Origin of the sequence: Candidatus Phytoplasma prunorum, assembly GCF_036924415.2 — a bacterium.
Taxonomy (GTDB): domain Bacteria; phylum Bacillota_I; class Bacilli_A; order Acholeplasmatales; family Acholeplasmataceae; genus Phytoplasma; species Phytoplasma prunorum.
Genome location: NZ_JAZHCY020000001.1, coordinates 1 through 969, shown reverse-complemented (window position 1 = coordinate 969; position 969 = coordinate 1). Strand labels below are relative to the sequence as shown.

1 rRNA gene is annotated in these 969 nt (G+C 45.5%); it reads right to left on the bottom strand.

The annotated features are described in order from the left end of the window. A 16S ribosomal RNA gene (locus tag V9D86_RS00005) occupies window positions 1-969 on the bottom strand; the annotation flags it as partial.

The following is a 969-nucleotide window of genomic DNA, read 5'->3' as shown; positions in this document are numbered from 1 at the left end:
AAGGAGGTGATCCATCCCCACCTTCCGGTAGGGATACCTTGTTACGACTTAACCCCAATCATCAACCCTACCTTAGACAGTTCCCTCTTTTGCAAGTTAGGCTACTGGTTTTGGGTATTGTCAACTTTCGTGGTTTGACGGGCGGTGTGTACAAACCCCGAGAACGTATTCACCACGACATGCTGATTCGCGATTACTAGCGATTCCGACTTCATGAAGTCGAGTTGCAGACTTCAATCCGAACTGAGACTGTTTTTTTGAGATTTGCTAAAAACTCACGTTTCAGCTACTCTTTGTAACAGCCATTGTATCACGTTTGTAGCCCAGGTCATAAGGGGCATGATGATTTGACGTAATCCCCACCTTCCTCCAATTTATCATTGGCAGTCTCACTAAAGTGCCCAACTAAATGATGGTAACTAGTGATAAGGGTTGCGCTCGTTGCGGGACTTAACCCAACATCTCACGACACGAGCTGACGACAACCATGCACCACCTGTATCCCTGATAACCTCCACTATATTTCTATAGCTTTGCAGAGTATGTCAAGACCTGGTAAGGTTTTTCGTGTATCTTCGAATTAAACAACATGATCCACCGCTTGTGCGGAGTCCCGTCAATTCCTTTAAGTTTCATACTTGCGTACGTACTACTCAGGCGGAGTACTTAATGTGTTAACTTCAGCACTGGTTTAACCCAACACTTAGTACTCATCGTTTACGGCGTGGACTACCAGGGTATCTAATCCTGTTTGCTCCCCACGCTTTCGTGCCTCAGCGTCAGTTAAGACCCAGCAAGCCGCCTTCGCTACTGGTGTTCCTCCATATATTTACGCATTTTACCGCTACACATGGAATTCCACTTGCCTCTATCCAACTCTAGTCAAACAGTTTCTATAGCATCACAACGTTAAGCGTTGAACTTATACCATAGACTTATTTAACCGCCTACGCACCCTTTACGCCCAAT